This is a genomic window from Luoshenia tenuis (genome assembly GCF_014384745.1).
Lineage (GTDB): Bacteria > Bacillota > Clostridia > Christensenellales.
In genome coordinates this window covers 1-20,506 of the sequence record NZ_JACRSO010000004.1, presented here as the reverse complement: position 1 = coordinate 20,506, position 20,506 = coordinate 1, and the positions used below count along the sequence as shown (strand labels likewise).

The following is a 20,506-nucleotide window of genomic DNA, read 5'->3' as shown; positions in this document are numbered from 1 at the left end:
AAAGAAAATGATCATCACCACTACGCCCAGCGTCGAAGGGCGGCGCATTACTGACTATTACGGCATCGTGTTTGGAGAGGTGGTCTCCGGCGTGGACTTTATCAAGGATTTTGCGGCCGGCCTGCGCAACTTTTTCGGCGGCCGCTCGGGCAGTTACGAGGGCGAATTGATCGAGGCGCGGGAGGCCGCCCTGCAGGAGATGGCAGAGCGCGCCCGGGCGCTGGGCGCGGACGCGGTGGTGGGCGTGGATATCGATTATGAGGTGCTGGGCGAAGGCGGCAGCATGCTGATGGTCACCGCCAGCGGCACCGCGGTGCGGCTGGGGGCCTAACCCGCGCAGTCATTCCGAGCCGCAGGCGAGGAATCTCTTTATGGCCTCTGGGCTGTGGTTGCACCGCTCCGCCCCGGTCAAGTCCCGCGGCATTGCCAAAGCGCTTGCCTCCCTCAGCCGCAGGGAGAGGGACCGCTATTAGGCGGTGGAGGGAGTGAGCGGCGCATGGCCCCAAGCCGCAGCCTGCACCCGTGCCTAACCCGCGCAGTCATTCCGAGCCGCAGGCGAGGAATCTCTTTATGCCCTCTGGGCTGTGGTTACACCGCTCCGGCCCCGGTCAAGTCCCGCGGCACCGCCAAAGCGCTTGCCTCCCTCAGTGGAGGGAGGGGGCCCGCCGCCCGCGCCTTTGCCATTGTTCACCTTTTTTCACAGCCCGGGGAGCGATTGTGCGCCTTTCAGTCCCGCCGGGACGATTGCGCGCCCCCTTCAACCGTGTTATAATGGTTGCGGAAAGCCAAGGGGGTTTAGAAACCTTATCGACAAAACGAAAAGGGAATTGGAGTGAAACGAAATGGGCATCATTGAAAAACTTCGGTTAGACGGCAAAAAGGCCTTTGTCACCGGCGGCGCCCGGGGCATAGGCAAGGCCATCGCCACGGCGCTGGCTGAGGCGGGGGCGGACGTGGCCATCGTGGATGTGGACATCGACGAGGCCCAAAAGACGGCCCAGGAGATCGCCGCGGCCAACGGCTGCAAGACCCTGGCCCTCAAGTGCGATGTGACGGATAAAGAGCAGGTGGACGCCACCATCGCCGAGATCCGCGGCCAGTTCGGCCGGATCGACGCGGCTTTTTGCAACGCGGGCATCTGCATCAACGTCCCTGCGGAGGAGATGACCTACGAGCAGTGGAAAAAGGTGATCGACATCAACCTAAACGGCGTGTTCCTCACCGCCCAGGCTGCGGGCAAGGTGATGCTGGAGCAGGGCGCAGGCTCGATCATCAACACCGCCTCTATGAGCGGGCATATCGTCAACTTCCCTCAGCCCCAGTGCGCGTATAACGCCTCCAAGGCCGGGGTGATCATGCTCACCAAATCCATGGCGGTGGAATGGGCCAAAAAGGGTGTGCGGGTCAACTGCATCAGCCCCGGGTATATCGGTACGGATCTGATCAACAATGCTGAGCACTTAAAGCCCCTCATCAAGATCTGGAACGAGCAGGGCCCGCTGGGCCGGCTGGGCAGCCCCGAGGAGCTGCAGGCCATCGCCGTGTATCTGGCGGGGGATTCCAGCGCCTTTACCACGGGCAGCGACTTTGTCATCGACGGCGCTTTCACCTGCGTGTAAGCGCAAAGTTTTACGGTTTTCAGGGCGCGCGGAGGATTCTCCGCGCGCTTTTGCTTTACCCCCCGGCTCCGCACCCGAGGCGTTTTCGTCCCTTTTAACCGCCAAACTCTGCCAAAGCCCTCGCCTCCCTCACCGGAGGGAGGGGGACCGCTATTAGGCGGAGGAGGTGGTGGGTGGCGCATGGCTCCAAGCCGCAGCCCGCACCCGTGCCTAACCCGCGCTGTCATTCCGAGCGACGCGAGGAATCTCTTTACGCCCTCTGGGCCGTGGTTGCACCGCTCTGTCTTGGTCAGGCCCTGCGCCCCGGCCCTGCGTCTCACCCCGGTCAAGCCCCGTGCCCGCTCCGGTCAGGCCTTACACTCCGCCCCGCCCTGGCCCTGTGCTCCGTCACGGTCAGGCCCGGCGGTACAGCTTTAAGCGCCGCCCACCGCCAATGTGGGAGATTCTTCGCGCGGGCAAAGCCCACACTCTGAATGACAGGGCTAACGCCCTTTAACCGCTCATATATTGTGCGCGTGCATGCGTCCCCGCCCGCCAACGGCTTTAACGCTTTGCCCTTCCAAGTAGGGCTAACGCCCCTTTAACCGCTCATACATTGTGCGCGTCCATGCGCCCGCGCCCGCCAACGGCTTTAACGCTTTGCCCTTCCAAGTAGGGTTTTCGCCTCTTTAACCGCTTTTGTACGTGCCTTTCATTGTTATTCATGTTTGTCATTCCGAGCGGAAGCGAGGAATCTCTTTACACCCTCTGGGCCGTGGTTGCACCGCTCCGTCCCGGTCAGGCTTTACGGTACAGCTTTAAGCGCCGCCCACCGCCAATGCGGGAGATTCTTCGCGCGGGCAAAGCCCGCACTCTGAATGACAGGGCTAACGCCCTTTAACCGCTCATACAGTGTGCGCGTGCATGCGCCCCCGCCCGCCAACGGCTTTAACGCTTTGCCCTTCCAAGTAGGGCTTTCGCCCCTTTAACCGCTCATACATTGTGCACATCCATGCGCCCCCGCCCGCCAACGGCTTCAACGCTTTGCCCTTCCAAGTAGGGCTTTCGCCCCTTTAACCGCGCTTGCCTTTGTGTGCATCCACGCGTTCCCACCCGCCAACGGCTTTAACGCTTTGCCCTTCCAAGTAGGGTTTTCGCCTCTTTAACCGCTTTTGTACGTGCCTTTCATTGTTATTCATGTTTGTCATTCCGAGCGGAAGCGAGGAATCTCTTTACACCCTCTGGACCGTGGTTGCACCGCTCTGTCTTGGTCAAGCCCTGCGCCCGCTCCGGTCAAGCCCTGCGCCCCGGCCCGGTCAGGCCTTACGCTCCATCCACCCCCGGCCCTGCGCTCCGTCGTCCCACTCCAACCCCCACCCCGAAGGCGGTGGGGGTTGCAAACCGCTTCTCCGCCCGCCTTCTGCCCCAACCCGATTTTCCCATTCCGCCCCCCGGCGCGGGCGCGCATTTCTCGCGGGGCACGCCTGCTGCGGGCGCATATAATCTTGAAAAAACGGCGTTTATAGGGTATACTAACCTGTAACCTTGTATCCTTGCGGCCTTTTGGCCGCTCTATCGTGCGATTAGGAGCGCAGGACCACCCGCGCGGCCGGCGGCCTCTTCCTTACTCGGGAGGTGCGCTGCCGGCTGGCTCAAACCCTGTTTTGCGGCGGGGGCGCTCCCCTAAGGAGGAAGCCATTTTTTATGGAAGCGGAACGCAAAAAGATCGTCTTTAGCGGCATCCAGCCCAGCGGTACGCTGACGCTGGGCAACTATATCGGGGCCATCCGCTCCTGGGTGGAGATCCAGGAGCAGTACAACTGCCTTTACTGCGTGGTGGATGAGCACGCCATCACCGTGCGCCAGGTGGCAAGCGAGCTGCGCGCCCGCACGATGAGCACCCTGGCACTGCTGATCGCCTGCGGGCTGGACCCGGAAAAGAACATCATGTTCGTCCAGTCCCACGTGTCCGGCCACGCGGAGCTTGGCTGGATCCTCAACTGCTATACCTACATGGGCGAGCTGCAACGCATGACCCAGTTTAAGGAAAAATCCCAAAAGCATGCCGATAACATCAACGCAGGGCTCTTCGATTATCCGGTGCTGATGGCGGCGGACATCCTGCTCTACCAGGCGGATCTGGTACCCGTGGGCGTGGACCAAAAGCAGCACCTGGAGCTGACGCGGGACATCGCCATCCGCTTTAACAACCTCTATGGGGACGTGTTTACCGTGCCCGAGCCCTACATCCCCAAGGTGGGCGCCCGGGTGATGAGCCTGCAGGACCCCACCCGCAAGATGTCCAAGTCCGACGAGGCGCAGACCTACATCGCCCTTTTGGATAAACCGGAGGATATCCGCCGCAAGTTCAAGCGCGCGGTGACCGATTCGGACGCGGAGATCCGCTACGACCCGGAGCATAAGCCAGGGGTGAGCAACCTGCTGGACATCTACGCCGCCATGACCGGTACCGCCATCGAAAAGGCGGTGGCGGCGTTTGAAGGGCAGGGCTACGGCGTCCTGAAAGAGCGGGTGGCCGATGCCGTCATCGCCAAGCTCGAGCCTGTGCAGCAGGAGCACGCCCGCCTGATGGCGGATAAGGCGCACCTGTCGGCCATCATGGCCCAGGGGGCGGAGCAGGCCGCGCGCCTGGCCGGGCGCACGCTTTCCAAGGTCAAAAAGAAGGTAGGCTTTATCCTACCGTAAGGAGAAAACATTGTTTGGATATATCGCGCCCTTCCGCCCGGAGCTCAAAGTCCGGGACGAGGCGCTGTTCAAGGCCTATTATTGCGGGCTATGCAAGGCCATCGGCCGGGGCTGCGGGGCGGTCTGCCGCCTGGGGCTGACGTATGACCTGGCGGCCCTGGCGGTTTTTGCGGATATGGTGCAGCCCGTCCCGGGCAAACTGTACGCGGGGCGCTGCGCGCTGCACCCCACCCGGCGCCGCCCGCTGGTGGAGCGGGGGGAGGCCCTATCGTACGCGGCGGACCTGAATACCCTGCTGATGGCCGGCAAGCTGCGCGACGACGTGGCCGACGGCAAGAAAACCCGCTTGCCCGCGGTGTGGGCGCTTGCGCCCGGGGCCAAAAAGGCGGCTGCCCGCCGCCCAGAGCAGTATCAAAGCATCAAAGAGAACCTCGCGGCCCTGGCGGAGCTGGAAAGGGCGGGGTGCGACGTGGCCGACCAGGCCGCCCACCCCTTTGCCACCCTGATGGGGGAGATCTTTTGCGGGGCCGTGCCCGGGGAAAAGCGCAGCGCCCGGGAGGCTTGGCGCTTTATGGGCTACAACCTGGGGCGCTGGGTCTACCTGCTGGACGCCTGGGACGACCTGGGGCGGGACCTTATAAGCGGCAATTATAACCCCCTGCGCCTGTCCCGGCCCGGCCTCTCGCAGGAGGGGGAGATACGCGCTAGCCTGCGCGAGGAGATGGCTTTTTCCCTCACCCAGTCCCTGGCGCAGGCCTCCCGGGCCTTCGAGCTGGTGGCCGCCGGGCGCAATCAGGCGCTAGCACACAACATTTTGTACGACGGATGCGCCCAGAAGATGGACGAGATTCTGGCCCATCCGGGAGAAAAACGGAAAAGAGAAGGAAGAAAAAAAGAAGATGAATCCTTATGAAGTATTAGGCGTGCCGGAAAACGCCTCCCAGGAGGAGATCAAAAAGGCCTACCGGGAGCTGGTGCGCAAATACCATCCGGACCAGTATCAAAATAACCCCTTAAGCGAGCTGGCCCAGGAAAAGCTTAAGCAGATCAACGAGGCCTACGACATGCTGACCAAGGGCAGCGGCGCCCGGGGCGGGTCATCCTCGGGCTACAGCGGCGGTGGCTACGGCGGGGGCGGCTATGGCGGTGGCCGCGCGTCCTCGGGCTATGGCGGCTCGGCCAGCTATAATGACGTGCGCAGCGCCTTGAACCGCAACGACGTGCGCACCGCAGAGGCGATGCTGGACCGCATCCAAAACCGGGATGCGGAGTGGTATTACCTGCGCGGCATGGTCTACGTGCGCAATAACTGGTACGCCCAGGCGCTGCAGTGCCTCCAGCAGGCCGTGCGCATGGACCCCACCAACCCCGAGTATCAAAGCGCCTTAAACCAGCTAAACGCCGTCAACCAGCAGTACCGGGCAGGGGGCTACCGGGGCGGCGGCGGGGGGATGGACGCCTGCTCCATCTGCCAGACGCTGTGGTGTGCGGATTGCTGCTGTGAGTGCTTCGGCGGCGATCTGATCTCCTGTTGTTAGATATGGATAGGAGAAGGCAAGCTGCCGCAAACGGCGCGGCCAAGCGGGTGGCGCTCTCGGCGCTGGTGGCCGCGCTCACGCTCATCTGCCTGGCCGGGGCGGGTATGCTGCCCACCTCGCGCCTGGCGCTGTACGCCCTAAGCGGCCTTTTTATCGGTGCGCTGATGGTGGAGGGCCAGGTGCGCGGGGCGATCCTCACCGTGCTGGGGGTGGGGATACTGGGCTTTTTCATCCTGCCGGACAAGACGGCCATCCTGCCCTACGCCTGCTTTTTCGGCTGGTACGGGGTGGCCAAGTATTATCTGGACGGGTTCCATTCAAGGCTGGCGCGCATCGCCTTAAAAGCGCTGGCCTTTAACCTGGGCCTGGGCGCGGGCTACCTGCTCGTTACGCTGGTGTTCGGCCTGCCCATGCCCACCGGGCTTTGGCTCTTGGGGCTGTGGGCCGGGGCGCAGGCGGGCTTTGCGGTTTACGATATTTTGTACGGCCGGCTGGCCCAGATCTATATGCGCCGCTTTCGGGGCCGCATTTTCGGTGGCTAATAAAGGAGGAAGGTTATGACCAGGCGGGAATACCAAAAGGTGTTGGAGGAAAGAGGGCTGGGCCTTGGCGCCCTGCAGATCGAGCCCTTCGAGATGGACGACCTGCTCTTTGACGGGCGGACCTGGCTCAAGTGCCTGTTCACCTGCGAGAGCGAGGGCATCCGCCCTGCGGACCGGGCGGATCTGGAGCTTAGGCAGCGTATGCTGCGCGAGTTCAGCTGGGGCGCCTTTATCCGCGCAAAGGACGCGGGGGAGGCCGCGGCCATCGCATCCGAGCTGGAAAAGCGCGCCATGGAGGACGGGTACTACTTCGCCTTTGCCATTGGCGAGTGCGCCGCCGCCTGCGGGGAGGGCCCGATGCCCATTTGCCAACGCCCGGCCTTTTACGGCATGGGGATCGACCTGATCGCCACCGCGCGCAGGCTGCAAATGCCCATCAGCCTGCAGCATACCATCCCCGGCACGCCGGACGACGGGTACGCCACCATCTTTGTGGAGTAGGGGCAGAGCGGTTAATAATGGTACAAGAAAGCATTTAAAGAAAACGTATGAACCCTAAGAGCATTGGATTTGTTATATAGAAATTATAGCCGTTATATATGAGAAGAAAAGCTTGGGGGTGCTAAACGGTGGATATACAAAAATATGTTGATAAAGATATTTTACATAAATTTGAATTTTATAATTATGGACATGCTATAGAGATACTTCATGAGGCGTTTCCTTTAGAATGGAAAGAGTTGCAAGAGTGTTTGCGTGAATTAAAACTTACTTTGGGTGATATTAAAATTGAGGGAGGAAATGAGTCGCCAATTCCCAAAAAGTTTGATGCAGTTTTATATCCGTTTGGCTGGAGAGAGATACGGATAAGCGGAGACTTAATCGTTAAAGAATATCCAAGACGTATTGCCATGGGAAGAGGAAAAGGAAAGTTTTCAGATGAGCCTAGCGATATCTCAAAATTAGAAGGTTATGTTGACGGGCATAATATTGATTTTTTAAAAAATAGAGTTGCTTTTGACTTAGAATGGAATAGTAAAGACCAAACGTTTGACCGTGATTTATTAGCGATGAGAACCTATTTTGATTGTAATTTAATTGATGTCGGCGTTATCGTTACAAGATCTGAAGAACTAAACGAAATTTTTAAACAAGAAAGAGATAGTCGTGGGCAACTTCTTATGAAAAAGTATGGAGCCAGTACGACATGGATGGGAAAACTGATTCCTAGGCTTGATTCGCGTCGAAATGGAGGATGTCCAATTTTAGCAATAGGGATTAGAAAGGACTGTGTTGAGGGATATGACAGAGCTAACGAGTACAATACAAAATCTGCGACTTTTTGCAGGGGAGAAGAAATATAATACGATTTATGCCGATCCACCATGGCAATTTAAAAATAGGACTGGCAAGGTCGCACCCGAGCACAAACGCTTAGCTAGATATGAAACTATGACGCTTAAAGATATAAAGGCGCTACCTATTTCAGACATCGCCGGTGAAAAGGCGCATTTATACCTATGGGTCCCTAATGCTTTGTTACCAGATGGCCTTGCTGTAATGGATGCGTGGGGCTTTGATTATAAAGCGAATATAGTATGGGAAAAGGTTAGAAAAGACGGTGGTCCCGATGGACGAGGTGTTGGCTTTTATTTCAGAAATGTAACTGAGCTACTTTTATTTGGTGTCAAACGAAATAGCACTCCGAATCGAACTTTACAACCTGCCCGTTCTCAGGTCAATTTAATTCGGGCAATGAAGCGGGAACATAGTCGTAAACCAGATGAGATTATACCCATTATCGAAGCCTGCAGCCAGGGACCTCGAATTGAATTGTTTGCTAGAGGAATAAGAAAAGATTGGGATATGTGGGGAAATCAAGCAATTGCTGAGTATGAACCAACTTGGAATACATATGCTAATCATACTACAGCAACTATTGACAAACCGTAGACAGATAAAAGAATCCCATAAAATTTAGAAAATTTAAGTTATCCCATTGACAAGGAGGAAAAAATATCATAATATATTTGATATTTTGTTGACAACGGTTCGCTAGGTGGATTATAATTATAATTCGCCCCGGTGTGCGCCTTTTTAGGCCGACGCACCATAAGGCAGGAGGAGGCCGCAAAAGCATTTGCTGCTTTTCACCACGGTATCAAAAACCCAATTTCTGGGAAAAATAGGGTTGGAAGAAAACGGATGAAGCCGGTAGTCCCCTTTGAAAAAAGGGGGGAGACCGTGCCTGAATCCGTATTGCCATTTTACGAGAGGAGATGAGCCACCATGTACGACGTACAGATGGGTAAGCGTACGCGCAAATCCTTTTCGGAGACCAAAGCGGTTCTGGACATGCCCGATCTGATCGAGGTGCAAAAGAACTCTTACAAACGGTTTCTGGAGGAGGACCTGCGCGAGGTACTTGCCGACGTTTCTCCAATCACCGATTACAATGAGAACCTGGTGCTCGAATTCACCGATTATTCTTTGGACGAGGCGCCCAAATATACGGTGGAAGAGTGCAAGGAGCGGGATGTTACCTATTCCGCACCGCTCAAGGTAACGGTCCGTCTTTTGAATAAGGAAACGCAGGATATCATCCAGCGCGAAGTCTTTATGGGCGATTTCCCGCTGATGACCGAGCACGGCACCTTCATCATCAACGGGGCCGAGCGCGTGGTGGTCAGCCAGCTGGTGCGCTCCCCCGGCGTGTATTTTCACGACGCCATCGACAAGACGGGCAAATACCTGTACTCGGCCACGGTCATCCCCAACCGGGGCGCCTGGCTGGAGTATGAGACCGATTCTAACGACGTGATGTGGGTGCGGATCGACCGGACCCGCAAGCTGCCCCTTACGGTGCTGCTGCGCGCCATCGGCTATGGTACCGATGCGCAGATCGTAGAGCTGCTGGGCGAGGATGAGCGCTTGAGCGCCACCATCGAGCGGGACAGCGCCAAGAGCCGCGAGGAGGGGTTGCTTGAGATCTACCGCAGGCTGCGCCCCGGCGAGCCCCCCACGGTGGAAAGCGCCACCAGCCTGTTGCGCGCCCTGTTCTTTGACCCCAAGCGCTATGACTTAGCACGGGTGGGCCGCTATAAATTCAATAAAAAACTGGCCATCTCCCGGCGCATCTCCGGGCAGACCGCCGGGGCCGATGTGATCCATCCTGCTACCGGCGAGGTGCTGGTGGCCGCGGGGGAGACCATTTCCCGCGAAAAGGCCATGGAGATCGAAAAGGCCCCCATCAACGAGGTCACCCTTTCCGTACAGGGCAAGGCCCTGAAGGTGATCTCCAATAACTTTGTGGATGCGTCCGGCTTTTTGCCCTTTGATCCGCTGGAGGCCAACCTCAAAGAGAAGGTGCACTATCCCACCTTGGTGGAGATCATCGAAGCCGCCGCCGGGGACGTGGATGAGCTGCGCGCCCAGCTGAAGGCCAACCACGATAAGCTGATCCCCAAACACATTTATGTGGACGACATCATCGCCTCGGTCAGCTATGCCATCGGCTTAAGCTATGGCATCGGCACTACGGACGATGTGGACCACCTGGGCAACCGGCGCCTGCGCTCGGTGGGCGAGCTGCTGCAAAACCAGATCCGCATCGGCCTTAGCCGCTTGGAGCGCGTGGTGCGCGAGCGCATGGCCTTGCAGGATACCTCCACGGGCGTGGATCCCCAGGCGCTGATCAACATCCGCCCGGTGTCCTCTGCCATCAAGGAGTTCTTCGGTTCCTCGCAGCTTTCGCAGTTTATGGACCAGACCAACCCCATGGCTGAGCTGACCCATAAGCGCCGCCTTTCGGCCCTGGGCCCCGGCGGACTGAACCGGGAGCGCGCCTCTTTCGACGTGCGCGACGTGCACTACTCCCACTACGGGCGCATGTGCCCCATCGAGACGCCTGAAGGTCCCAACATCGGACTGATCGGCTCGCTGGCCACCTATGCCCGGGTCAACCAGTATGGGTTCGTGGAGTCCCCCTACCGGGTGGTGGATAAGGTGGGCAAGCGCGTGACCGACCAGGTGGTGTACCTGACCGCCGACGAGGAGGACGAATTCGTGGTGGCTCAGGCCAACGAGGAGCTGGACGAGAACGGCTACTTCGCCCACGAGCGCGTGATGATCCGCGTGCGCGATGAGATCATCGAGACCAACCGCGACGCGGTGGACTTTATGGACGTAAGCCCCCGGCAGGTGGTATCGGTGGCCGCGGCCATGATCCCCTTCCTTGAAAACGACGACGCGCAGCGGGCGCTGATGGGCTGCAATATGCAGCGCCAGGCCGTGCCGCTGCTGCGGCCTGAGGCTCCCTTTGTGGGCACGGGCATGGAATATAAAGCCGCTTATGACTCCGGGGTGGTGCTCATCGCCCGGGAGAGCGGTACGGTTACCAAATCTTCGGCCCGCCACATCGTCATTACCGATGATAACGGCCAGCAGCACGTGTACCGGCTGCAAAAGTTCGTGCGCTCTAACCAGGGCACCTGCATCAACCAGCGCCCGGTGGTCAAGGCCGGGGACCGGGTGGAAAAAGGCCAGGTCATCGCCGACGGCCCCTCCACCGATCAGGGCGAGATCGCGCTGGGCCGCAACATGCTCATCGCCTTTATGCCCTGGGAGGGGTATAACTACGAGGACGCGATCCTGATCTCCGAGCGCCTGGTCAAAGACGACGTGTTCACCTCCATCCATATTGAGGAGTACGAGTCCGAGGCGCGGGATACCAAGCTGGGGCCTGAGGAGATCACCCGGGATATCCCCAACGTGGGCGAGGACGCCCTGCGCGACCTGGACGACCGGGGCATCATCCGCATCGGCGCGGAGGTGCACGCCGGCGATATTCTGGTAGGCAAGGTCACCCCCAAGGGCGAGACCGAGCTGACCGCGGAAGAGCGGCTGTTGCGCGCCATCTTCGGCGAAAAGGCGCGCGAGGTGCGGGATACTTCCCTGCGCGTGCCCCACGGCGAGGGCGGCATTATCGTAGATGTCAAGGTATTCAACCGGGAGAGCCGGGACGAGCTTTCCCCCGGGGTCAACCAGCTGGTGCGGGTGTATATCGCCCAGCGCCGCAAGATCTCCGTGGGGGATAAGATGGCCGGCCGCCATGGCAACAAGGGCGTTATCTCCCGCATCCTGCCCGAAGAGGATATGCCTTTCCTGCCGGATGGCACGCCGCTGGACATCGTGCTAAACCCCATGGGCGTGCCCAGCCGAATGAACATCGGCCAGGTGCTGGAAGTGCACCTGGGGCTGGCGGCCAAGGCCAACGGCTGGCACATGGCCACCCCGGTATTTGACGGGGCCTCGGAAGAGGAGATCATGGAGCTGCTCGAGCAGAGCGGCCTCTCGCCCGACGGCAAGACCGTGCTTTACGACGGGCGCACCGGCGAACCCTTTGAGAACCGGGTGACCGTGGGCTATATGTACATCCTAAAGCTGCTGCACCTGGTGGACGATAAGATTCACGCCCGCTCCACCGGCCCGTACTCCCTGGTCACCCAGCAGCCGCTGGGCGGCAAGGCCCAGTTCGGCGGCCAGCGCTTTGGTGAGATGGAGGTTTGGGCGCTGGAGGCTTACGGCGCGGCTCATACCCTCCAGGAGATTCTGACGGTCAAGAGCGACGATGTCACCGGGCGCGTGCGCACCTATGAGGCCATCGTCAAGGGCGAGAACATCCCCGAGCCCGGCGTGCCGGAATCCTTCAAGGTTTTGATGAAGGAGCTCCAGTCCCTGGCGCTGGATGTGCGGGTGTACGGCGAGAACCATCAGGAGATCCAGATCCGCGAGATCGAGGAGGATGAGGACGATATCCCCAGCCGCCTGGAGGTCAACATCGAGGGCGACGAGCCCGCCGCCCCGGGCGAGGATGAATACACCGCCCCCGCGGCCGCCGCTGCGGTGCCCGATGAGGAGCTGGAGGAAGAGGTCGACTTTGACGACTTCGATCTGGACGATATCCAGGGCATCGATACCGACGACGCACTGCTGGATGACGACGAGGAGACAGACGGCCTAGCGTAAGCTTGGCCCCTGCTTCCCCGTTTCCCATAGGCTTAATAGAAGGGAGAGTGTCCCCTTGCAAAACGAACTGAACAATTTTGATTCCATTCAGATCAATCTGGCCAGCTCCGAGCAGATCCGCGAGTGGTCTTACGGCGAGGTGAAAAAGCCGGAGACCATCAACTACCGCACCTTGAAGCCCGAGCGGGACGGCCTGTTCTGCGAGCGCATCTTCGGCCCCCAGAAGGACTGGGAGTGCCACTGCGGCAAGTACAAGCGCGTGCGCTACAAGGGCGTGATCTGCGATAAGTGCGGGGTAGAGGTCACCCGGGCCAAGGTCCGGCGCGAGCGCATGGGCCACATCGAGCTGGCCGCGCCCGTATCCCACATCTGGTACTTTAAAGGCATCCCCTCCCGGATGGGCCTGCTGCTGGATATGAGCCCCCGGGCGCTGGAAAAGGTGCTCTACTTTGCCTCCTTCGTGGTGCTGGACCCGGGCGAGACGCCGCTGATCAAAAAGCAGCTGCTGACCGATAAGGAGTACCGCGAGGCGCAGGATCAGTACGGGGCGGACAGCTTTAAGGCCGCCATGGGCGCCGAGGCCGTCAAGGTGCTGCTCGAGGAGATCGACCTAGAAAAGATGGTCGAGGAGCTGCGCGCCGAGATTGCAAACGCCACCGGGCAAAAGCGGCTGCGCGCCGTCAAGCGCCTGGAGGTGGCCGAGGCCTTCCACCAGAGCCATAACAAGCCCAGCTGGATGATCCTGGACGTGGTCCCGGTCATCCCGCCCGAGATTCGGCCCATGGTGCAGCTGGACGGCGGACGCTTTGCCACCAGCGACCTAAACGACCTGTACCGGCGCGTGGTCAACCGCAACAACCGCTTAAAGCGGCTTTTGGAGCTCAACGCTCCGGATATCATCGTGCGCAACGAAAAGCGCATGCTGCAAGAGGCCGTGGACGCGCTGATCGATAACGGCCGGCGCGGCCGCCCGGTCACCGGCCCTGGCAACCGGCCGCTCAAGTCCCTGAGCGACATGCTGCGCGGCAAGCAGGGGCGTTTCCGCCAGAACCTGCTGGGCAAGCGCGTGGACTACTCCGGCCGTTCGGTTATCGTGGTCGGCCCGGAGCTGAAGCTCTACCAGTGCGGCCTGCCCAAGGAGATGACCCTGGAGCTGTTCAAGCCCTTTGTAATGAAAAAACTGGTTCAGGAGAACCATTCCCACAATATTAAGAGCGCCAAGCGCATGGTCGAGCGGGTGCGCCCCGAGGTCTGGGACGTGCTCGAGGAGGTCATCAAAGACCATCCGGTGCTGCTCAACCGCGCGCCCACGCTGCACCGCCTGGGCATCCAGGCCTTTGAGCCGGTGCTGGTGGAGGGCCGGGCGCTGAAGATCCACCCGCTGGTATGTACCGCCTACAACGCCGACTTTGACGGCGACCAGATGGCCGTACACGTACCCCTTTCGGTGGAGGCCCAGGCTGAGGCCCGGTTTATGATGCTTTCGGCCAACAATATCCTAAAGCCCCAGGATGGCAAGCCCGTTGTCAGCCCCACGCAGGATATGGTTATCGGCTGCTATTACCTGACCATCGTGCGCCAGGGCGCCAAGGGCGAGGGCAAAATCTTCCGCGATTTCGACGAGGCCGTGCTGGCCTACAGCGTGGGCGAGCTGAGCTTGCAGGCGCAGATCAAGGTGCGCATCACCCGCGAGATCGACGGGGAGAAAAAGACCAAGATCATCGACACCACCGTTGGCCGGTTGATCTTCAACCAGGCCATTCCGCAGGATCTGGGCTTTGTGGACCGCAGCGAGCCGGACAGCGCATTCCTTTTGGAGATCGATGGCAAGGTGGGCCGCAAGGAGCTGGGGCAGATCGTGGATAATTGCTTCCGCGTGCACGGCACCACCCGTACCGCCCAGATGCTGGACGATATCAAGGCCATGGGCTTTAAGTACGCCACCCGCGCGGCCATCACCGTGGGCATGGGCGACGTACAGGTGCCGCCTGAAAAAGCCGATTACCTGGAGGCGGCCGAGGCCTCGGTGCTCAAGGTCGAGCGGCAGTACCGCCGCGGCCAGATCTCTGAAGAAGAGCGCTACACCCGCGTGGTGGATATCTGGACCCAGACCACCGATCAGGTAACCGCCGCGCTGAAAAAGACCATGAGCGAGTTTAACCCCATCACCATGATGGCGGATTCCGGCGCCCGTGGTTCCATGAACCAGATTCGACAGCTGGCGGGCATGCGCGGCCTTATGGCAGACCCCTCGGGCCGGATCATCGAGCTGCCCATCCGCTCAAACTTCCGCGAGGGCCTCTCGGTGCTGGAGTTCTTTATCTCCACCCACGGTACCCGCAAGGGCCTGGCCGATACCGCCCTGCGTACGGCGGACTCGGGGTACCTGACCCGGCGCCTGGTCAACGTGGCGCAGGACGTCATCATCCGCGAGGAGGATTGCTTCCATAACCTGGGCGAGAAGATCTCGGGCGTATGGGTAAGCGATGTGACCAACGGCAAAGAGTGCATCGAGCCGCTGCACGACAGGATTTTGGGCCGCGTCTCGGTGGATGAGATCACCGATCCTAAAACGGGAGAGGTCATCGTCCACGCCAATGAGATGATCGACCATGAGATGGCCCACCGGATCGTGGACGCGGGCATCCGCCAGGTGCAGATCCGCTCGGTCTTCACCTGCCGGGCCGAGCACGGCGTGTGCGCCAAGTGCTACGGCATGAACCTGGCCACCGCCAAGCCCGTGGACATCGGCGAGGCCGTGGGCATCATCGCCGCCCAGGCGATCGGCGAGCCGGGCACGCAGCTGACGATGCGTACCTTCCATACCGGCGGCGTAGCCGGCGACGATATCACCCAGGGTCTTCCCCGCGTAGAGGAGCTGTTTGAGGCCCGCAAGCCCAAGGGCCTGGCCATCATCAGCGAGATCTCGGGCATTGTCTCCCTGGGCGAGAACAAGAAAAAGCGGGAGATCACCGTCACCAGCGACAAGGGCGAGGCCAAGACCTACGCCATCCCCTACGGCAGCCGCATCAAGGTGATCGAGGGGCAGGAGATCGAGGCCGGCGACGAGCTGACCGAGGGCTCCATCAACCCCCACGATATCCTCAAGATCAAGGGCGTCAAGGGCGTGCGCGCTTACCTGCTCAAAGAGGTGCAGATCGTTTACCGCCTCCAGGGCGTGGCCATCAGCGATAAGCATATCGAGGTCATCATTCGCCAGATGCTGCGCAAGGTCAAGATTTCGGATGCGGGCGATACGGAGCTGCTGCCCAACGCCTTGGTGGATATCTTCAAGTTTGAAAAGGAGAACGAGCAGGTCATCTTGAATGACGGCATGCCCGCCACCGCCAAGCGCGTGCTGCTGGGCATCACCAAGGCCACGCTGGCTACGGATTCCTTCCTGTCGGCGGCCGCCTTCCAGGAGACCACCCGCGCGCTGACCGATGCGGCCATCAAGGGCCGGGTCGATCCCCTGGTGGGCCTGAACGAGAACGTCATCATCGGCAAGCTCATCCCCGCCGGTACGGGCATGAAGCGGTATAAGGATATCGAGATCAAGTCCACCGAGCCGGTCATCGGGGTCTAGGTCCAGGGCAATAAAAAAACTGCCAAAGATGGTATAAAAAGGGCGCTTCGCGGGCAATCTTTCCCGTGGGGCGCTCCCTTTTTAGGGGAATGGCGTGTCTGGGAAGATCAGCGCGGGATCAGGCGTTGCGCGGGGCGCAGCCATAGCGCCCTCAGCCGGCGGGCTGTGCCGCTGCCGGGGAGAGCGCCTGAGGGGAAATGCATGGGTTTTTGTTCAGTGAAGAAGCAGAACTTAACGCGAGGCAGGGAGAAAAGTTAGGGAACGAATTTTATTCGTTAAGGGGGAAGGGGGATTCCGATTTCCCCCTTTACCCCCTTAACAATCCCTAATCCCCCCAAACGGCCACTCCGTGGTGGGGACGGAGGTTTCTCAAGCTTTCCTATGCAGATAAGCAGATATATTTTCCACTCGTTTCGCTTATGCTCTGCCGTTTGGATCAACCCCCACTTGCCTCCCTCTGACGAGGGAGGTGGCGCACCCTTTGGGTGCGCCGGAGGGAGAGAGTCTACTGAACAAAACCCCATACCTTAACGTTCAATTAATTGTCATTCCGAGCGTAGCGAGGAATCTTCTTACGTCCTGTCGGCCTCGCCTGCACCGCGATGCTCGGGTCGAGCGCTATACCCTTGTCAGCACACGCGATTCCTCGTTCGGCAAAAGTACTGCTGCAAGGGGGGGCCCTGCGGCTTTAGTCCAAAGCGGCGCTGCGGGAAACATCAATGGCCATCCCCAAAGGTTTGATGAGGAAAACGTTGACAAACCCCGCTTTTACGGCTTATAATATTCATCGTGCTGTTTTGTGTGCATTTTTTGCGATGAAGGAGCGTTTTGAAGGTAAAATGTTGGAAGATGTTACATCGGCTCCCGGGCGATCAGTCGGCCGCAAACAGGCCCTGCGCGCCATCGAGGCCGGGCAGGCCGCCAAGGTCTACCTTGCCCCGGATGCGGACGAGCATTTCCGGCGCGGCTTATTGCAGGTGTGCGCGGAAAACGGCTTGACGGTGGATGAGAGCGCGACCATGGCCCAGCTGGGCCGTGCCTGCGGCATCGACGTGGGCGCTGCGGTGGTGGTCATCCACAAAAATTAGCTTGAAACCCCCGAGGGTTGCGGGGGATTTCATAGATTCAACTTTGAACCGAGTACCGAAAGGAGGTGCCTTATGCCTACCATTAATCAGTTGATCCGCAAAGGCCGTCAAAAGATGGAATACAAGACCACGGCTCCGATCCTCAAGGGTTGCCCGCAAAAGCGCGGCGTGTGCCTGAGCGTGCGTACGATGACGCCCAAAAAGCCGAACTCTGCGCTGCGTAAGATTGCCCGTGTACGCCTGACCAACATGGAAGAAGGTACGGTCTACATTCCGGGTATTGGCCACAATCTGCAGGAGCATAGCGTAGTGCTGATCCGCGGCGGCCGCGTACGCGACCTGCCTGGTGTGCGTTACCACATCATCCGTGGGGCTCTTGATACCGCTGGCGTAGCCGGCCGTATGCAGGCCCGCAGCTTGTACGGCGCCAAGCGTCCGAAGAAGTAAAAAACGACCTGAAACCGCTTTTTTAGGGGGAGACCGCCTGTCGGGGTTTGGAACGGCTTCGGCAGGGGGGTTGCGCTTTTTCTAAAAGGGTGGCGGACTGGTTTTTTGGAACCTCCGGCAGGGAGCAAGACCCGGCCGGAATGCGTCATGCTTATTGAAGCGGACGATTTGAAGTACAAGTAAAGGAGGGGAAGAAATGCCTCGACGTGGTTTTATACCCAAACGTGAAGTGCTGCCCGATCCCATTTACGGGAACGCGGTCATCACCAAACTGATCAATAACGTCATGCTCGACGGCAAGCGCGGGGTTGCCCAGCGTATTTGCTACGATGCATTTGAGCTCATCCGTGAGCGCACCGGCCAGGACCCCAATGAGGTATTCGAGCAGGCCATGAATAACATTATGCCCATGCTGGAGGTCAAAGCCCGGCGCGTGGGCGGTTCCAACTATCAGGTGCCTATCGAGGTGCGCCCGGAGCGCCGCCAGACCTTGGGTCTTCGGTGGCTGGTGGAGTTTTCCCGCAAGCGCGGTGAAAAGACCATGCATGAGCGCCTGGCCGCCGAGATCATGGATGCGGCTAACGGCACCGGCGCGGCCGTGAAGCGCCGCGAGGATACGCACCGTATGGCGGAGGCCAACAAGGCGTTTGCCCATTACCGGTGGTAATCTGTTTGTAAGGGGTTAAGATTTTGACGAGTAAGACTACGCTGCCCGCCGCTTTGCTTTGCGGGCACAATGCGATTGTAAAAGAAAGGAGGAGCGGACGTGCCTAGAGAATTTCCTTTAGAGAAGGTGCGTAATATCGGCATCATGGCTCATATCGACGCCGGTAAGACCACCACCACCGAGCGCATTTTGTACTACACCGGCCGGGTGCATAAGATCGGCGAGACCCATGAGGGCTCTGCCACTATGGACTGGATGGAGCAGGAGCAAGAGCGCGGTATCACCATTACGTCGGCCGCGACGACCGCTCAGTGGAAAGGGATCCAGATCAACATTATCGACACTCCGGGTCACGTAGACTTCACCGTAGAGGTGGAGCGCTCTCTCCGTGTCCTGGACGGCGCCGTGGCGGTTTTCTGCGCCAAGGGCGGCGTCGAGCCGCAGAGCGAGACCGTGTGGCGCCAGGCGTCCACCTACGGCGTGCCCCGCATCGCCTTCGTCAACAAGATGGACATCATGGGTGCGGATTTCTACCGCGTGGTGGACATGATGAAGGACCGCTTGCAGGCCAACGCGGTGCCCATCCAGCTGCCCATCGGCTATGAGGATTCCTTCGTGGGCCTGATCGACCTGATGGAGAACCAGGCCATCATCTATCATAATGACGACGGTAAGGTCTCCGATACCGTGGAGATCCCCGACGATATGAAGGAGAAGGCCGAGGAATACCGCCAGGCTATGATCGAGGCCATCGCCGAGACCGACGAAGAGCTGATGATGAAGTACTTGGAGGGCGAGGAGATCACCGTGCCGGAGCTGAAAAAAGCCCTGCGCGCGGCCACCATCGCCAACGAGATCGTGCCGGTATGCTGCGGTACCGCTTACCGTAACAAGGGCGTACAGCCCCTGCTGGACGCTGTAGTGGATTTCATGCCCTCTCCGGTGGACGTGCCCGATGTACAGGGTACCGAGCCGGGCGACGAGAGCGTGGAGCTCACCCGTCCTTCCAGCGACGATGCTCCCTTTGCCGCCCTGGCCTTTAAGATCATGGCGGACCCCTTCGTAGGGCGGCTGGCCTTCTTCCGGGTCTATTCCGGTACGCTGACCAGCGGCAGTTACGTTTATAACCCCGTCAAGGGCAAGCGCGAGCGCGTAGGCCGCATCCTGCGGATGCACGCCAATCACCGCGAGGAGATCCAGGAGGTGCGCGCCGGCGACATCGCCGCCATGGTGGGCCTGAAGGATACCTCCACGGGCGATACGCTGTGCGACGAGAACCATCCCATCGTTCTGGAGTCCATGGTCTTCCCGGAGCCGGTTATCTCGGTAGCCATCGAGCCCAAGACCAAGGCCGGCCAGGATAAAATGACCATGGCGCTGATCCGCCTGGCTGAAGAGGATCCCACCTTCCGTACCCATACGGATGAGGAGACCGGCCAGACCATCATCGAGGGCATGGGCGAGCTGCATCTGGAGGTTATCGTTGACCGGATGATGCGCGAGTATAAGGTAGAGTGCACCGTGGGCGCGCCCCAGGTTGCCTACCGTGAGACCATCCGCAAGGCCGTGCGCGCCGAGGGGCGCTACGTCCGCCAGTCCGGTGGCCGCGGCCAGTACGGCCACTGCGTCATCGAGATGGAGCCGGCCGAGCCGGGCGAAGGGTACAGCTTCGAGAACAAGATCATCGGCGGCGTCATTCCCAAGGAGTACATCGCCCCTGTGGACGAGGGCATCCAGGAAGCCTCCAAGTCCGGCACGCTGGCCGGCTACGAGGTGGTGGACTTCAAGGTCCGTCTGGTGGATGGTTCCTACCACGAGGTCGACTCTTCCGAAATGGCGTTTAAGATCGCCGGTTCCATGGCCTTTAAAGAGGCGATGGCCAAGGCGAACCCGGTGCTGCTCGAGCCTATGATGTCCGTAGAGGTCGTCGTGCCCGAGGATTACATGGGCGATGTTATCGGCAACTTGAACTCCCGCCGCGGTATGATCGAGGGTATGGAAGCCCGTGCGGGCTCCCAGGTGATCCGCGCCTTCGTGCCGCTGAGCGAGATGTTCGGTTACGCGACAGACCTGCGCAGCCGCACCCAGGGCCGCGGCACGCACACCATGCAGTTTGACCATTATGCGGAAGTGCCCAAGTCCATCGCGGAAAAAGTGATGAAGAAATAATCCCTCTCCAATTTGAGGAATTAAGGAGGAAAAGATCAAATGGCTAAGGCTAAATTTGAGCGGAACAAACCGCACGTAAACATTGGCACGATCGGCCACGTAGACCACGGCAAGACCACGCTGACGGCGGCGATCACA

General features: G+C 59.7%; 16 protein-coding genes. All 16 read left to right on the top strand.

Annotated elements, in window-relative coordinates; translation table 11 throughout:
* The first annotated feature begins 7 nt into the window (after nt 1–7).
* A complete protein-coding gene (locus H8699_RS09510) occupies nt 8–331 on the top strand; it encodes a putative heavy metal-binding protein (RefSeq protein ID WP_249285489.1) in 324 nt (107 codons plus the stop codon).
* 511 nt (nt 332–842) lie between these two features.
* Nucleotides 843–1,619, top strand: coding sequence for an SDR family oxidoreductase (locus H8699_RS09505; RefSeq protein WP_249285488.1), 777 nt, complete (start codon nt 843–845; stop codon nt 1,617–1,619).
* Nucleotides 1,620–3,302: 1,683 nt separating this feature from the next.
* Nucleotides 3,303–4,304, top strand: a complete 1,002-nt coding sequence (gene trpS / locus H8699_RS09500) for a tryptophan--tRNA ligase (protein ID WP_249285487.1) — start codon at nt 3,303–3,305, stop codon at nt 4,302–4,304.
* Nucleotides 4,305–4,314: 10 nt separating this feature from the next.
* Nucleotides 4,315–5,217, top strand: a complete 903-nt coding sequence (locus H8699_RS09495; protein ID WP_249285486.1) for a DUF5685 family protein — start codon at nt 4,315–4,317, stop codon at nt 5,215–5,217.
* On the top strand, nt 5,204–5,842 hold the full coding sequence (locus H8699_RS09490; protein ID WP_249285485.1) for a J domain-containing protein: 639 nt from the start codon (nt 5,204–5,206) through the stop codon (nt 5,840–5,842). Before H8699_RS09495 ends, H8699_RS09490 begins: the two co-directional genes overlap by 14 nt.
* A gap of 2 nt (nt 5,843–5,844) precedes the next feature.
* The gene (locus tag H8699_RS09485; RefSeq protein ID WP_249285484.1) at nt 5,845–6,384 is read left to right on the top strand and encodes a hypothetical protein; all 540 of its coding nucleotides are present in this window, start codon (nt 5,845–5,847) and stop codon (nt 6,382–6,384) included.
* A gap of 15 nt (nt 6,385–6,399) precedes the next feature.
* A complete protein-coding gene (locus H8699_RS09480) occupies nt 6,400–6,885 on the top strand; it encodes a hypothetical protein (RefSeq protein WP_249285483.1) in 486 nt (161 codons plus the stop codon).
* Between the two features lie 128 nt (nt 6,886–7,013).
* Nucleotides 7,014–7,748 (top strand): BglII/BstYI family type II restriction endonuclease, encoded by a 735-nt coding sequence (locus tag H8699_RS09475; RefSeq protein ID WP_249285482.1) that lies wholly within the window; start codon nt 7,014–7,016, stop codon nt 7,746–7,748.
* Nucleotides 7,687–8,337, top strand: a complete 651-nt coding sequence (locus tag H8699_RS09470; protein WP_249285481.1) for an MT-A70 family methyltransferase — start codon at nt 7,687–7,689, stop codon at nt 8,335–8,337. The genes H8699_RS09475 and H8699_RS09470 overlap by 62 nt, the downstream gene beginning before the upstream one ends.
* A gap of 336 nt (nt 8,338–8,673) precedes the next feature.
* Nucleotides 8,674–12,411: a DNA-directed RNA polymerase subunit beta gene (rpoB, locus tag H8699_RS09465; protein WP_249285480.1), complete on the top strand. Its 3,738-nt coding sequence runs from the start codon at nt 8,674–8,676 to the stop codon at nt 12,409–12,411.
* A 55-nt stretch (nt 12,412–12,466) separates the two neighbouring features.
* Nucleotides 12,467–15,997 (top strand): DNA-directed RNA polymerase subunit beta', encoded by a 3,531-nt coding sequence (rpoC, locus tag H8699_RS09460; protein ID WP_249285479.1) that lies wholly within the window; start codon nt 12,467–12,469, stop codon nt 15,995–15,997.
* An 839-nt stretch (nt 15,998–16,836) separates the two neighbouring features.
* Nucleotides 16,837–17,085, top strand: a complete 249-nt coding sequence (locus H8699_RS09455; protein WP_138296593.1) for a ribosomal L7Ae/L30e/S12e/Gadd45 family protein — start codon at nt 16,837–16,839, stop codon at nt 17,083–17,085.
* A gap of 72 nt (nt 17,086–17,157) precedes the next feature.
* Nucleotides 17,158–17,532, top strand: coding sequence for a 30S ribosomal protein S12 (gene rpsL, locus H8699_RS09450; protein ID WP_138296592.1), 375 nt, complete (start codon nt 17,158–17,160; stop codon nt 17,530–17,532).
* A gap of 196 nt (nt 17,533–17,728) precedes the next feature.
* Nucleotides 17,729–18,199 (top strand): 30S ribosomal protein S7, encoded by a 471-nt coding sequence (gene rpsG, locus H8699_RS09445; protein WP_249285478.1) that lies wholly within the window; start codon nt 17,729–17,731, stop codon nt 18,197–18,199.
* 99 nt (nt 18,200–18,298) lie between these two features.
* Nucleotides 18,299–20,368: an elongation factor G gene (gene fusA, locus H8699_RS09440; RefSeq protein WP_249285477.1), complete on the top strand. Its 2,070-nt coding sequence runs from the start codon at nt 18,299–18,301 to the stop codon at nt 20,366–20,368.
* Between the two features lie 39 nt (nt 20,369–20,407).
* Nucleotides 20,408–20,506 (top strand): GTP-binding protein (locus H8699_RS09435; RefSeq protein WP_139283883.1); only part of this gene is annotated, 99 nt, incomplete at its 3' end.